15 protein-coding genes are annotated in these 13,544 nt (G+C 43.9%); 9 read left to right on the top strand and 6 right to left on the bottom strand.

All coding sequences use genetic code 11. From position 1 onward, the window contains the following. Window positions 1-4 precede the first annotated feature (4 nt). Window positions 5-988, bottom strand: coding sequence for a DUF6340 family protein (locus D8S85_RS03350; protein ID WP_106624863.1), 984 nt, complete (start codon window positions 986-988; stop codon window positions 5-7). Window positions 989-1,246: 258 nt separating this feature from the next. After that, window positions 1,247-1,993 (bottom strand): 3-oxoacyl-[acyl-carrier-protein] reductase, encoded by a 747-nt coding sequence (gene fabG / locus D8S85_RS03355; protein ID WP_106624864.1) that lies wholly within the window; start codon window positions 1,991-1,993, stop codon window positions 1,247-1,249. A 243-nt stretch (window positions 1,994-2,236) separates the two neighbouring features. Here fabG and D8S85_RS03360 point away from each other — a divergent pair, with 243 nt between their 5' ends. Continuing rightward, window positions 2,237-2,842: a hypothetical protein gene (locus D8S85_RS03360; protein WP_106624865.1), complete on the top strand. Its 606-nt coding sequence runs from the start codon at window positions 2,237-2,239 to the stop codon at window positions 2,840-2,842. 563 nt (window positions 2,843-3,405) lie between these two features. Continuing rightward, entirely contained in the window at window positions 3,406-3,810 is a 405-nt protein-coding gene (locus D8S85_RS03365; RefSeq protein WP_106624866.1) for a DUF5053 domain-containing protein, read from the top strand. A 316-nt stretch (window positions 3,811-4,126) separates the two neighbouring features. Here D8S85_RS03365 and D8S85_RS03370 read toward each other — a convergent pair whose 3' ends face one another. After that, window positions 4,127-4,300, bottom strand: coding sequence for a recombinase family protein (locus tag D8S85_RS03370; RefSeq protein ID WP_106624867.1), 174 nt, complete (start codon window positions 4,298-4,300; stop codon window positions 4,127-4,129). A gap of 42 nt (window positions 4,301-4,342) precedes the next feature. Here D8S85_RS03370 and D8S85_RS03375 point away from each other — a divergent pair, with 42 nt between their 5' ends. From D8S85_RS03375 to D8S85_RS03385, 3 genes are all read left to right on the top strand, one after another. Beyond that, window positions 4,343-4,819 (top strand): alanyl-tRNA editing protein, encoded by a 477-nt coding sequence (locus tag D8S85_RS03375; protein WP_181951176.1) that lies wholly within the window; start codon window positions 4,343-4,345, stop codon window positions 4,817-4,819. Between the two features lie 109 nt (window positions 4,820-4,928). Further along, window positions 4,929-5,930, top strand: coding sequence for a phosphate acetyltransferase (gene pta, locus D8S85_RS03380; protein WP_106624868.1), 1,002 nt, complete (start codon window positions 4,929-4,931; stop codon window positions 5,928-5,930). A 35-nt stretch (window positions 5,931-5,965) separates the two neighbouring features. Then, window positions 5,966-7,165, top strand: coding sequence for an acetate/propionate family kinase (locus tag D8S85_RS03385; RefSeq protein ID WP_106624869.1), 1,200 nt, complete (start codon window positions 5,966-5,968; stop codon window positions 7,163-7,165). A gap of 66 nt (window positions 7,166-7,231) precedes the next feature. Here D8S85_RS03385 and D8S85_RS03390 read toward each other — a convergent pair whose 3' ends face one another. Beyond that, window positions 7,232-8,392: a DEAD/DEAH box helicase gene (locus D8S85_RS03390; protein ID WP_106624870.1), complete on the bottom strand. Its 1,161-nt coding sequence runs from the start codon at window positions 8,390-8,392 to the stop codon at window positions 7,232-7,234. A gap of 315 nt (window positions 8,393-8,707) precedes the next feature. On the opposite strand from D8S85_RS03390, the gene D8S85_RS03395 reads away from it, so the two are divergent. The 3 genes from D8S85_RS03395 to D8S85_RS03405 all read left to right on the top strand — a co-directional run bounded on the left by D8S85_RS03395 (window position 8,708) and on the right by D8S85_RS03405 (window position 10,734). Further along, the gene (locus D8S85_RS03395) at window positions 8,708-9,298 is read left to right on the top strand and encodes a LemA family protein (RefSeq protein ID WP_106624871.1); all 591 of its coding nucleotides are present in this window, start codon (window positions 8,708-8,710) and stop codon (window positions 9,296-9,298) included. A 171-nt stretch (window positions 9,299-9,469) separates the two neighbouring features. After that, the gene (locus D8S85_RS03400; protein ID WP_106624872.1) at window positions 9,470-9,904 is read left to right on the top strand and encodes a TPM domain-containing protein; all 435 of its coding nucleotides are present in this window, start codon (window positions 9,470-9,472) and stop codon (window positions 9,902-9,904) included. Window positions 9,905-9,960: 56 nt separating this feature from the next. Then, a complete protein-coding gene (locus D8S85_RS03405) occupies window positions 9,961-10,734 on the top strand; it encodes a TPM domain-containing protein (protein WP_106624873.1) in 774 nt (257 codons plus the stop codon). A gap of 12 nt (window positions 10,735-10,746) precedes the next feature. On the opposite strand, the gene D8S85_RS03410 is transcribed toward D8S85_RS03405, so the two are convergent. Together D8S85_RS03410 and D8S85_RS03415 are read right to left on the bottom strand one after the other, a co-directional pair. Beyond that, window positions 10,747-11,211: a YqaA family protein gene (locus D8S85_RS03410; protein WP_106624874.1), complete on the bottom strand. Its 465-nt coding sequence runs from the start codon at window positions 11,209-11,211 to the stop codon at window positions 10,747-10,749. Window positions 11,212-11,214: 3 nt separating this feature from the next. Further along, a complete protein-coding gene (locus D8S85_RS03415) occupies window positions 11,215-12,279 on the bottom strand; it encodes a DUF2157 domain-containing protein (protein WP_106624875.1) in 1,065 nt (354 codons plus the stop codon). Between the two features lie 96 nt (window positions 12,280-12,375). Here D8S85_RS03415 and D8S85_RS03420 point away from each other — a divergent pair, with 96 nt between their 5' ends. After that, window positions 12,376-13,512 carry a M20 metallopeptidase family protein gene (locus D8S85_RS03420; RefSeq protein WP_106624876.1) on the top strand — a complete coding sequence of 379 codons (1,137 nt, stop codon included), beginning with the start codon at window positions 12,376-12,378 and terminating at the stop codon, window positions 13,510-13,512. Window positions 13,513-13,544: the final 32 nt, after the last annotated feature.

The raw sequence follows: 13,544 nt of genomic DNA on the forward strand, positions 1-13,544 counted from the left end.
TCGTTTATAACTGTTCCATAATTTTGGTTTCATCCTTGATGCGTTTCTCCAAACGCTTTATGTAATCCGTAATATATACGGATAAACCATTACTGATGTTATTCGCTTGCAGTGTTTTCAATGCCGCTTCCAATAACGCCTTCGCCGACGAGAAGTTACCATCCTTTTCGTAGAACCATGCCAGGTTCACCGCGGCACTAGCCGCAACCTTGGGTTTCAGGTTCAAAGCCGCATTCCATATTCGCCGGGCCTCTTCGTCATTTTCGTTTTCAAAATAGTAGTAACCGAGATTCAACAGACGGTTATTCGTGTAAATCCTACGCTCTTCAGGCTTCCAGGTTGGCGTTAAACGTTCTGCATATTTCACCCCGTTATTGTAAAAGAAATTACAAATTATATCATAACTGTTTCCCTCGAAGAGTGTCTCGTCCACGTCGTCCAACTTGTGGGTAGTTGCAGAATCCACCACGACACCCTCCGGGTCATATAAACGCACAAAGAGGTTGGAATCAAGCATCAACCGACCCGCATCATCCACCCCGAACTTACAGTATTCCACCGAGAGTATATACATTTGTCCGGAAACTTTTTCCAACGCGGCAATACCTTCCGGTGAAATAGGTGCGGGGGTATATCCGTCCGGAATATATTCCGTGTTCAATCCTAACCCTTTAACCAATAAAATAGGCTGTACACCGTTACGCAATCCGTCACGCACCCCGTTATAGAAATGATTGACGACTTCGTTTCTCCGTAACCGCAAACTAGAGAACAACTGGTGAGCGGTGAGAGAATCCAACTGATGTACCAGTTTCCGGTCGATAAACAAAATCTGGGCGTTCTTGGTTCCGACGTTCAACTTCCCCGGATGCAACACGTCAATATCCAATATTTTGTAACTACTGCATGACACGATGCCTCCCAATAACAGACACGCCCCTATTGTTCGCCAAGCCGCCTTCACTCTACATCTGACATTATTTCCCATGAGTTTATTCCTTTTGTTCAATATCCAAACTTACAAAAACCAGACCATAATTCGTTAGTGCCATCCGAAGATGGTGGTATTACGATGTTTTAAAATTAGACATATTCCGGAAAATAACCAAGACAAGCGTGACAAAGTTTTATTTTTCACGGTATTTAACGAAAAGACTCGAATTCTCACGATAGAAAAAAAGTTGCAGGTTATCGGTACAATTTGTAACCTGACAACCTGCAACTTTTAACTCGCCTTCAGCGATGTCTACATGTTCATTCCACCGCAAACATGGATTGTTTGACCTGTCACATAAGCAGACAAATCAGAAGCCAAGAACACGCATACTTTCGCGATATCTTCCGGAGTACCACCTCTCTTCAACGGAATTTTGGCAGCCCATTCCTTACGCACGTCTTCTGGTAATTGTGCGGTCATATCGGTAATGATGAATCCCGGAGCAACAGCGTTGGCACGAATATTACGCGAACCAAGTTCTTTAGCCACGCTCTTTGTAAATCCGATAATTCCGGCTTTGGAGGCAGCGTAGTTTGCTTGTCCAGCGTTACCACTCACACCCACCACGGAACTCATGCTGATGATGGAACCTGATTTTTGACGTAACATAACGGCAGACACGGCCTTCGTGAAATTAAACACGGATTTCAAATTCACGTTAATCACGGCATCCCATTGTTCTTCGCTCATGCGCATTAACAAGGTATCTTTCGTGATACCGGCATTATTTACAAGTATATCTACACGTCCGAATTCTTTAACAATCTCATCCACGGTAGCATTCGTAGCCGCGAAATCGGCAGCATTGGAAGCGTACATTTTAGCTTTCACACCCAAAGCAGCAATTTCTTTTTCGGTTTCTTGAGCTATTTCATCATATCTTAAATCGGTGAAAGCGATGTTCGCTCCTTGACGGGCAAATTCCAATGCCACAGCCTTTCCGATTCCTCTTGATGCCCCCGTGATAATGGCAGTCTTTCCTTCTAATAACTTCATAATTACAGTTTTATTTAAACCTAAATTTAAACCGGAACCACTTGTAAAGCAATCCCGCGGCGGAAAAATCCCGCCCGATCAAGCGACAAAGTTAGAAAATTAATTGAAAACAGGAAATTAATTGTTTATTATTGCATTTTCTAATTGAATCTAAGTTAGATATAAATTAAATCAATCACAACAATTAATATATGGAACAATATGATGTACCTTTAGTAAAATATAATTTTAATAAAACGAATAATGAAAGCACGAGATAGAATAATTTTGTTATTGTTTCCTTGTTTTTTCTTGGGAAATATAATTGTACGAGGAAATGCTCAGGAATTAAGAGATAGTATTGAAGTCAAACAGCCTCTAATTTTTGATAATTGGTGTGTTGATGGTTTTGAACTATTGGGTGATTCTAAGCGAATTTCATTCAAGATATACGTGGATCGTGCAAACTCTTCTAATCAATCTCTTGAAATTGTTTATGGTAAAAATGACGTGAGTAAATATATAGATATAGATAGTACGTCTACTCAAGATATATTTTACGTGGTTCATTCTTTAGATTATTATTTTTTGCAAAATGAAGAAGTTATAACTTTTTTTTATTTCACGAAAGATAAGCTAGGTGGTTTGGAGCCTTTCAAGTTGTTCTTGGTCATAATTTATAAAGGACATGTTTACAAATATTGGGGAATTATTCCGCAACATCCAGACTGGGGATGGAATGATTATTATGAATTTCATGCAGATTCAAAATTAAGGAATAATTCGATCATAATTTACGAGAAGATGATGGAACATTGGAACTACGCTATAAAAAGATATAAACAAATATTTTATAACGATTACAAATGAGTGAATTGTTCCAAACAGACAGTATAGCCATTTTGCGCCATATGAACAATATTTAAAAAAACAAGAATTGGAGTCAGAATCAACTTGTGCAAAAATCGCACAAGTTCGAACAGATGGAAAAAGAAATGTAACCCGATGTATTCCTTAGTAGTAGTAAATTTAATCAATCACAACAATTAATTATGGAACAAGAAATCCAGCTAAATGCACACAACAAACAGGAATATCCTCCTCTACCTTTGAAAATGTTAAATTTTTAATAAAGTGCCTTCCTAATAACATCTCCTTATCCAATAATAAAAATATTATTATTTCTTTTTCAATAACAAATTTATTATTATCTTTGTGGTGTCAGATAATCAAATAAAAAAAGAGCGATGAAACGAAAAAGTAAAAAGAGAAAAGAACTAGAGAAAGATTTGGAGTTCTATTTGCAAATCTACTCACAAGTATCTCTAAGGATGCAAGCGGTACTAGACAAGGAAATAGAGTTGCTAATCGAGTTACTAAAGAGTTCAGAGATTTAAAAATAGCACTCGAAAGAGGGCACAAACTAATTAATTATGGAACAGGTATTAAACGACATAGAAAGACTAAAATTAAGTTACAGGGAGGCAAAGACAGGGAAAGAGAAAGAAGCTATACTTAACGAGGTTAGCGTGTTAGCAAGTAAAGACAACGATAGCTTTTCAAAAGCGGTTGTTGAATCAATTAAAGCGACTAACAAGGAGGCACAAGAATATATTATTAAAGAGAAACTTAAAGACATTCTAGGCATTATATCAGCTAGTTACATAGCTAAGAATTACTTCAACAAAACAACCGCTTGGTTTTATCAAAGACTTAACAACAACATCGTAAACGGGAAACAAGCAAGGTTCAGTAAAGAAGAAATTGAAGTACTTAGGCACGCTTTGAAAGATATTAGTTGCAAGATAAATAATTCAGCCGCTCAATTGGTTATCTGACAATTTCTTAATTAAGTGGTTAAAAGAAAGGGGAATAGCTTGTTATTCCCCTTTTGATTTATCGTATCGTTATATATATTTCGTCTGCTCCTTTCAATCGTTTTAGAAGTTCACGTTCCGTTTCCCTGCTTTTCAACACTTTACCTTTCTCGCTGTTCATGCCGACTGCCAATATATAATTTGTTCCGCAAGATTCTTAATAACGAACTAGTTCGCCATTTAAGATTGTCAATATCAATATATTTATACTCTTTAGGTTCTAACCCTTTTTTCGCTCTTAGTTCTTTGTAATTTTCAATTCTCTTTGTATATGGGGCTAGAACACTTCACTATTAAATAGCGAACAAATATCAACAGTTGAATAACCATTTGAATAATTCCAATCACTCCTTTCATTCGCCAACTTAGTTAACTCTTCTTGTTGTCTGTCGGTAGTCTGCATTTGCGTGCTCACTCGACAATAGATAGCAATATTTTTTTTCTGTCCCATAATGCCTATATTTGTTGTAGTATTAACATTTAACGTTCTAATATGGAAACAAGCATAAATATTAATCGAACAAGTCCCAAATTTCAGGATATGTTACTCGCACCTATGCATACAGCAGAACACCTTTTAAATTCTCAGATGGTCAAATACTTCCATTGTGAACGTTCTTTCTCTGCCCATATCGAGAAAAAGAAATCCAAATGTGATTACCACTTCACGACAGCTCCTTCCGCAGAAGACATTGCCACCGTGGAGCAAGCGGTAAATGACATCATACAACAGAATATCAACGTGGAAGAAATCTTCTATCCGATCGATCAAGTGCCGGCTTGCATCAATCTCACTCGCCTTCCTGAACCGGGAATCAAGACGGTACGAGTAATTCGTATCGGGGATTACGATCAATGCGCCTGTATCGGTCTTCATGTCACCAACACGGCCGAGATCGGAACTTTCCGCATCATCTCGTTCGATTTCAATGATGGAGTATTACGCATTCGTTTCAAGCTCGGAAAATAAAACGGGGGCAACAATGAACTTTTTTGTAATGTCTGCATTACAAATTGATTATTTATTTCTACTTTCGCGCTAACGATTGCGAGTAACTATATATTAAAATAAAAATATCATGAATCTCCTTGAACAAATCAAAGAAAATGCGAAGAAGTACAACAAACGCATTGTACTTCCGGAAGGAACAGAAGAACGTACGTTGAAAGCAGCTGACATCCTGATCGGTGAAGGTATCGCTCAAATCATCCTGATCGGTAATCCGGCTGAAATTAAAGCATTGGCCGAGAAATTCGATTTGAAAAACATCGGTAAAGCCACGATCATCGATCCTGCAAACCACGAGAAAAAGGAAGCGTATGCAGACCTTTTGGTTGAACTTCGCAAAAGTAAAGGTATGACAAAAGAACAAGCCATGAAGCTCGTTCTTGACCCACTATACCTTGCCACTTTGATGATCAAGAGCGGTGATGCTGACGGAGAAGTTGCCGGAGCAAAGAATGCTACCGGAGACGTGTTACGTCCCGCGTTACAGATCGTGAAAACCTTACCGGGTATGTCTGTTGTATCAGGAGCATTTCTGTTATTAACCAATAAACCTGAATACGGGGAAAACGGTTTGATCGTATGTGCTGACTGCGCCGTGTTGCCAAACCCGACTGCTGAAGAATTGGCACAAATCGCCGTGGCTACTGCCGGAACGGCCAGAGCTATCGCTAAAATCGAGCCGAGAGTTGCCATGTTAAGTTTCTCTACCAAGGGGTCTGCTAAAAATGAATTGGTAGACAAAGTAGTGAAAGCAACCGAACTCGCCAAACAGATGGCTCCCGACGTGATGATTGACGGTGAAATGCAAGCCGATGCAGCTCTCGTGGCATCTGTAGGTGCTAGCAAAGCTCCGGGAAGCCCTGTAGCCGGTAAAGCCAACGTATTGATTTTCCCCAGTCTTGAAGTCGGAAACATCAGCTATAAACTGGTACAACGCATCGCGGGAATCGAAGCCGTTGGTCCAGTACTTCAAGGTATGGCAGCCCCGATCAACGATTTGTCAAGAGGTTGTTCAGTAAGTGACATTGTGAATCTCGTTGCCATCACGGTAAATCAAGCCGCGGCAAAATAAACTCAACAAGTATTACCATTTCAAATTAAATTATAATGAACGTACTAGTTTTAAACTGCGGAAGCTCCTCCATCAAATATCAATTACTTGACATGGCAGGAGAACCGACGTTACTCGCGAAAGGATTAGTGGAAAAGATCGGTTTACCCGTGGGAAGTTTCACTCACAAACCGGAAGGAAAAGATAAATACGTGGTAGAAGAACCTATCGCCGACCATACAGCCGGGATCGACTTGATATTGAAAGCATTGGTTGACCCAAAACATGGGGTAATCAAGACCTTGACGGACATCAAGGCCGTGGGGCACCGTGTGGCTCATGGTGGTGAATTCTTCGCCAAGAGCGTCCGTGTTGACGAGGATGCCAAGAAAAAGATCGCTGCTTGCTGCGAATTGGCTCCACTTCACAATCCCGCGAACCTGAAAGGAATCGAGACGATGGAAAAACTATTACCGGGTGTACCACAGGTAGCAGTATTTGACACGTCATTCCACCAAACTCTTCCCAAAGAAGCATTTATTTACGGAATCCCGTACAAATACTACGAAAATTACCGTATCCGTCGTTACGGATTCCACGGGACCTCCCACAAGTTCGTGGCAGAAAAAGCATGTAAAATACTGGGATGGAACATCGAGGAGAAAAAAATCATCACTTGTCACTTGGGTAACGGTTCATCCATAACCGCTATCAACAAAGGCAAATCCGTCGACACCTCCATGGGCTTCACGCCCAATGCCGGAGTGATCATGGGAACCCGCACGGGAGACCTTGACTTGGGTGCATTGTTATACATCTGCGAAAAAGAAGGTTTAAACGCGGCACAGGCAAACGACCTCGTGAACAAGAAATCAGGATTGCAAGGAGTATCTGAAGTTTCTTCCGATTGTCGTGACTTACAGGCTGCTGCTGAAGCCGGAAACGATAAAGCCCGTCTCGCTCTTGATATTCTCGCTTACGACGTGAAGAAATACGTGGGTAGTTACGCTGCCGCACTAAACGGAGCAGATTTGATTGTCTTCACCGGAGGTATCGGAGAAAATGACAGCGAAGTACGTGAGCAAGTATGTACCAACATGGAATACATGGGTATCCACTTCGATGTTGCAGCCAATAAAGGCGTTCGCGGACAAGATAAAATACTGTCTACCGCCGACTCCAAGGTAATCGTGATGAGTATCACCACGGATGAGGAATTGGTTATCGCAACAGACACCATGAATCTCGTGAAATAAGCTATTGTTTCCACATATAAAAAAAACGACTGGTATTACCGGTCGTTTTTTTATTTACGTTCAGTATCATATCTGAAAAGACAACCGATTGATTTTCTTACCTGTCAGACCTTGAATCTCTCGAATCTTAGGTTGTTCTTCTTCGGAACAGAAGGTCACCGCCGTGCCGAGATGCCCTGCACGTCCGGTACGCCCGATACGATGTACGTATGTTTCTGCCACATCAGGCAGATCATAATTTATGACAATCTCCAACTCCTGAATATCAATTCCTCGAGCCGCAATGTCCGTGGCCACCATCACCCGGGTAGTGCCTGCCTTAAAGTTTGACAAGGCCCGTTGGCGTTGCCCTTGTGATTTATCCCCGTGAATCGCCTCGCTTTTGATTCCGGATTTCTTCAACAAGCGTGATATATTATCTGCCCCATGTTTGGTACGGGAGAAAACAAGTACCGACTTTTTCTCTTGTTTTAACAAAGAAACAAGAAGTTTCTTCTTTTCCGGCTTCTCCACGAAGTAGACGCACTGTTCTACCGTGTCGACGGCTGAAGAAACCGGGGTTACCTCCACCCTTGTCGGGTTTGAAAGAATACTTTTCGATAGATTCACGATATCCTTAGGCATCGTTGCCGAGAAAAACAACGTCTGACGCTTTACTGGCAGCATGGGTAACAAACGTCGTATATCCGCGATAAATCCCATATCCAACATCCTGTCGGCTTCATCCAAAACAAAATGCGTGATCGAGGAAAGATTCACGTATCCTTGCCGGATCAAATCGAGCAAACGTCCCGGTGTGGCAACAAGAATATCCACTCCCGCCTGCAACTGATCCGTCTGCACTCCCTGTTTCACCCCGCCGAATATAATCGCCTGCTTGATTCCCGTGTGCTTCCCGTAATCCGTGATGCTCTCTCCGATCTGGATAGCCAATTCCCGGGTTGGAGTCAAGATTAGAGCTTTAACGGCTCGTTTTTTCACGAACCGTCCTTTACTGCCCCGGGCTTCCGAACGACTTTCAGTGGAACGCTCAACGAGCAAATGTTGTAATATCGGTATTGCAAATGTTGCCGTCTTACCGGTTCCAGTCTGGGCAATCCCCAGCATATCACCACCTCGAAGAGCCACGGGTATCCCCTTCTCTTGTATCGGGGTGGGTTTTTCATATCCTTTTTCACAGATAGCCTTAAGAATAGGCTCTGCAATTTCTAATTCTCTAAATGTCATAATAATAATTGTTACGTTTTAAATTGCCTCTTGTTATTTTTAGTTCGTACATACAAACTTACTCGGGCAAAAAATTATCTGAACAAAGAAAGCTTACAAAGGTCAATTCAACGATGGAAAGAGCCGGAGGGAACGTATCCGGAAAATACAAAGAAGATAAAGATCAAAATGAACTCACAATGTTTCATGCCACAAAGATAGTCAATATAATTCAGTTCACACCACATTTATGGGAATAATTGCAAGGAACTTCTTGCTACAAACAATTAATAAAGCATTATATTTGTACCCGTAACACTAAAATAAAAGCAACATATGAAAAAGAGTTATATTGTAATTGGAGTAATTATCGTTATCGTGATTGGAATTTTCATGTGGTTCAAAGGAAGTTACAATCAAATGGTAACCCGGAGTGAAAATGTATCCTCCCAATGGTCGAACGTGGAAAATCAATACCAACGTCGTCTGGACCTAATTCCAAACCTCGTGAACACGGTGAAAGGCTACGCGGAGCATGAACAGAACACGTTGACCCAAGTCGTGGAAGCCCGTGCAAAAGCCACGCAGATGCAGGTGAACTTTGATCAACTGGATGAGCAAACTATCAGGAAATTCAATAATATGCAAGGCGAACTTTCCTCTGCCCTCTCCCGTTTGCTGGCAATCTCCGAACAATACCCGGACTTGAAAGCCAACGAGAACTTCCGTGACTTACAAGCCCAACTGGAAGGGACAGAAAACCGTATTGCCGTCGAAAGACGTAAATTCAACGAGGAAGTGAAAGATTATAACGCCTACATCCGCTCATTCCCCAAAAACATCATTGCCGGAATGTTCGGCTTCACCCCGAAACCTTACTTCGAGGCCACTGCCGGTGCGGAAAAAGCTCCGGAAGTTAAGTTTTAACCAACTACTACCCCCTCTAACTCCCCCTTACACAGGGGGAGGACACGCTACATTGTAGCATGATAGCGCTCCGTGTATTGGTCTCCCCCCGGAACAAGGGGAAGTCAGAACGCCTGCCTCGTGCGGCCGGAATCCAAAATCTAAAATTTAAAATCTAAAATCCATCAGCTCATGTCTCCCGAAAAGGCCTTTACCCAACAACAGAAAGACGCCATGGTAGCTGCCATCAAGCAAGCAGAAAAAGACACGTCCGGGGAAATCCGGGTACATATTGAAAATCATAGTAAAATAGACGTACTCGACCGGGCTGCCGACGTTTTTGCCCGCTTAAACATGCACAAAACGGCACAAAGAAACGGGGTTTTGATCTACGTGGCCTTACTCGACCACAAATCCGCCATCCTGGGAGATGCCGGGATCAACGCCAAAGTCCCCTCGGACTTCTGGGATTCGATCATGAAAAACATGATCGGGAAATTCAAGGAAGGCAAGATCACGGAAGGCATCTGCGAGGCAGTCGTCACCGCCGGAGAACAACTGAAAGCGTACTTCCCCTACCAGGCTGACGACGTGAACGAACTCCCCGACGAAATCTCCTTCCAGTAAAGAGGAATCACGATTTTGTACGAAAACCCGTACTCTAATTTGTAACTTATAGCAAAATGATAAAAAGACTTTTCATATTATTCGCCTTCATCGCGGGAACCCTGTTTACCGTTCAAGCCCAAGATATTCCGGAACCCATGAGCCCGAAACGCATCGTGAATGATTTCACGGGATTATTCAGTACCCAGGAACGGGAGGCGTTGGAGAAAAAACTGGTAAACTTCAACACCAACTCCTCCACCCAGATCGCCGTGGTCACCGTGCCTTCACTCAACGGGTACGACATCAACGACTACGCGGCCCGTCTCGGGGAAAAATGGGGTGTCGGCCAAAAGGGAAAAGACAACGGCATTGTCATTCTGATTAAACCGAAATCCGGAAGAGAAAAAGGAGAAGTAGCCATTTCCGTCGGTTACGGGCTAGAAGGCGTTGTTCCGGACATAACGGCATCCCGCATCATCCGGAATGAAATCATTCCCGCTTTCCAGGCTGACAACTACTACAAGGGCATTGACAAAGCCACTGATGTACTAATCGACTTATCCAAAGGCGAATATACCGCAGACGAGTATAAGAAAAAGAGTGAAGGCAGTCCCCTTGACATCGTGATCGGGGTCATCATTTTCGCGATCATCCTATCACTCATATACCGGAAACGAGGAGGCGGTGGTTACTCGCCCGGTCACACCTCCGGTAGCGGAGGATTCTTCATTTTCCCCATGGGAGGCAGCAGTAGCGGAGGATTCGGCGGATTCAGCAGCGGTGGCGGGTCATTCGGCGGATTCGGGGGCGGTTCATTCGGAGGTGGAGGTTCCAGTGGTAGCTGGTAACCGACCACTTGATCAACGGATCCATTCGATAAAACGATCGGCGTACTTGATGTACAGCAACACCCACACCAGAAAGCGGGCAAAACGCCCCACGAGCATATAGAAAGCAGACATTCTCGGACGGACACGATAGAACCCGAGGGCAATGGCGAACAAATCACCCACGACGGGTAACCACGTGAAAAGAGCAAGCCAAACGCCATAACGATCTACGTGTTCCTTTTGTTGCTCCAGTTTTTCCCGCTTCACCTTAAACCAGCGCTCGATCCAGTCCCAGCGTCCCAACCATCCTATCCAGTACGAGGTCAACCCACCCAACCAGTTTCCCACCGTGGCTATCGCCAAGCATCCCCACACGTTTCCTCCTAATGCCAACACGCCTACCAACAGCACGTCAGCACTCATCGGGATAATCGTTGACGCGAGAAAAGAACCGATAAACAACCCCCAATATCCTAAACTTACCAGTGTATCCATACTTTAATTCATATCATCATTCAGTTTCTTCGAGTCACGTAGAAACTCCAAGTGCCATATTTTCTCTGCTTTACGTCCCAGCAACCAGAAAGATACAGCCAGGATAAAAAAGAACAACCCGGCATGCATAACATCCCATAACAAGGAAAAATATAACGTGTAAATACCCAGTAGAAAAAAAGTGATCCCGAACCCGCGGGCAACAGCATCATCTCGTTTCAAACCTATAAATATGGCAACCGCCGCCCCCAGAAGAATCAACAAATTCCAAGTCCACAGCTCCACCTGTTTCGTGGAATACCAGCGAATCCAACTTTCCGAATTCCCGAATACAGAAAGAAACCATAACGAGATAAACAGGTAAAGCATCCCTACCACGTATGTCGAATAATCAAAAGTTGTGAACCATTTCTTCTTGGCCAACAGGAAACGACATGCCACCAGCAATCCCCCGAAAACCACGTAACGCAGTGGGTAATTCAGTCCTAGAAAATGATTGCTCCAGTCCGTCAAATACCCCGTCTCGGCCCCATACCACGCTCCCAGCGACAACAGGGCAAACACCCACACCTGTACCGACAAGAAATAAAAACCCAGTACGCCATAAATCACCGCCGCCAACAGAAAAAGCAACGAGAAATGCCCGCTTCCGCTATCCAGGGCAGCCCCCAAATAACCTACCGATACAGCCGTCAGCAGTACGCCAAGAAAAAGAATCGTCTCGTTACTGAAAACCTTGTAAGGCATCCGCTTCCGCCGTTTCCACCCCCAGTAATACACCAAAGTCGCCAGCACGGCAAACACGCCGCTAGCCAAAGAATAAGAGGAAAGAAACAATCTCTCGAGTAAACCCATGATCAAATGATCTGCCAACACCGATACCACGGCAATCACCCCGCAAATGATGGCAATCCAGAACGAGTACTTCGCCAATTCCTTCCATTCGAAAGAACGCACCGTATAACTCTCCTTCAACCGATCCGCCGTACTCGTGTCAATCGTGCCTTCCGCCTCCCACTGCTCGATCACTCGTTTCAACAAATCCCCTTGTGACTTATTTAACTTCATGACTGCTTTCTTTTATAATTCGACGTAAAGATAGAAAATAAATGTAACCACACGAACAATTAATTATTTTACCTTCGCGGTGTAAATTGAAAAATTATGCAAAGCAATACCTTTTACCAGATACGCCGGGAATTGCACCAACATCCCGAACTCTCGGGGCACGAGGCTCAGACGGCCCGTTTCGTCGAGGATAAATTACAAGCGTTCAACCCGACTAAAGTCATTCGTCACGTGGGTGGCCACGGGCTGCTCGTTGAATACTTCTTCTCGGAAGATGGCCCTACCCTCCTGTTTCGGGCTGACATGGATGCCGTTGCGGTACAGGAACCGGACGATATGCTCTACCATTCACAGAATCCGGGAGTAGCACACAAATGCGGCCATGACGGCCACACAACCATATTACTCCGGTTTGCCCAAATGCTGTCGGAACACCCGTTGACCAAAGGACGCGTACTGCTCCTTTTTCAACCGGCAGAAGAGGATGGTAGCGGAGCAAAAGCCGTGATGGACACGAAAGTACTAGATTACTACAAGATCGACAAAGCGTTTGCCCTACACAACATCCCGGGCTATCCCGCTTCCGCCGTTCTTTGCAAAGAAGGCAGCTTCACGTGTGCCGTAGTAAGCGTTTCCATCTCGCTCACGGGGAAAACATCACACGCGGCCGAACCCCAAAAAGGCATCAGTCCCATTCCCGCCACGCTCAGCATTGTTGACAAACTGTTACGTTGGAACAACACAGACATTCAATCTGACGACTACTTTCTTTCCACGATCGTGGAAATTCACGTCGGTGAAGAGGCATACGGAGTATCGGCGGGCAACAGCGTAATCCGGGCCACACTCCGGGCCAAAACCGACAAACTCTTACACCAACACGCTCAACAATTGAAAGAGTTGGTTGCCACCGAATGTGAACGTACCCCCGACCTGCAACACGAGATGGAATGGTTGGAACCTTTCTCCGCCAATGAAAACGACTCGCAGTCCGTAAGCCTGATTAAAAGTGCGGCCATTCGCAATGATTTGCCGTACATAGAATTACAGACACCCTTCAGTTGGGGAGAAGACTTCGGATTATTCACGCAACAATACAAAGGAGCCCTATTCGGTTTGGGGGCCGGGGAAAACTGTGCTCCACTCCACTCCCCACGATACGATTTCCCGGACGAGGTGATTGAAACGGGAGCAACCCTGTTTTACATGATCGCTGAAGAAAATCAAAGATGATTAAGTGTACCACGATAGAATGCTAAGAAACC

This window comes from Butyricimonas faecalis (genome assembly GCF_003991565.1).
Taxonomy (GTDB): Bacteria; Bacteroidota; Bacteroidia; order Bacteroidales; family Marinifilaceae; genus Butyricimonas; species Butyricimonas faecalis.

Coding starts and splice junctions, on each gene's coding strand:
- D8S85_RS03390 (WP_106624870.1), bottom strand. CDS start 8,392: ATGACATTTAGAGAATTAGAAATTGCAGAGCCTATTCTTAAGGCTATC.
- D8S85_RS03360 (WP_106624865.1), top strand. CDS start 2,237: ATGAAAGCACGAGATAGAATAATTTTGTTATTGTTTCCTTGTTTTTTC.
- D8S85_RS03385 (WP_106624869.1), top strand. CDS start 5,966: ATGAACGTACTAGTTTTAAACTGCGGAAGCTCCTCCATCAAATATCAA.
- fabG (WP_106624864.1), bottom strand. CDS start 1,993: ATGAAGTTATTAGAAGGAAAGACTGCCATTATCACGGGGGCATCAAGA.
- D8S85_RS03395 (WP_106624871.1), top strand. CDS start 8,708: ATGAAAAAGAGTTATATTGTAATTGGAGTAATTATCGTTATCGTGATT.
- D8S85_RS03410 (WP_106624874.1), bottom strand. CDS start 11,211: ATGGATACACTGGTAAGTTTAGGATATTGGGGGTTGTTTATCGGTTCT.
- D8S85_RS03405 (WP_106624873.1), top strand. CDS start 9,961: ATGATAAAAAGACTTTTCATATTATTCGCCTTCATCGCGGGAACCCTG.
- D8S85_RS03370 (WP_106624867.1), bottom strand. CDS start 4,300: ATGGGACAGAAAAAAAATATTGCTATCTATTGTCGAGTGAGCACGCAA.
- D8S85_RS03400 (WP_106624872.1), top strand. CDS start 9,470: ATGTCTCCCGAAAAGGCCTTTACCCAACAACAGAAAGACGCCATGGTA.
- D8S85_RS03420 (WP_106624876.1), top strand. CDS start 12,376: ATGCAAAGCAATACCTTTTACCAGATACGCCGGGAATTGCACCAACAT.
- D8S85_RS03375 (WP_181951176.1), top strand. CDS start 4,343: ATGGAAACAAGCATAAATATTAATCGAACAAGTCCCAAATTTCAGGAT.
- D8S85_RS03365 (WP_106624866.1), top strand. CDS start 3,406: ATGGAACAGGTATTAAACGACATAGAAAGACTAAAATTAAGTTACAGG.
- D8S85_RS03350 (WP_106624863.1), bottom strand. CDS start 988: ATGGGAAATAATGTCAGATGTAGAGTGAAGGCGGCTTGGCGAACAATA.
- pta (WP_106624868.1), top strand. CDS start 4,929: ATGAATCTCCTTGAACAAATCAAAGAAAATGCGAAGAAGTACAACAAA.
- D8S85_RS03415 (WP_106624875.1), bottom strand. CDS start 12,279: ATGAAGTTAAATAAGTCACAAGGGGATTTGTTGAAACGAGTGATCGAG.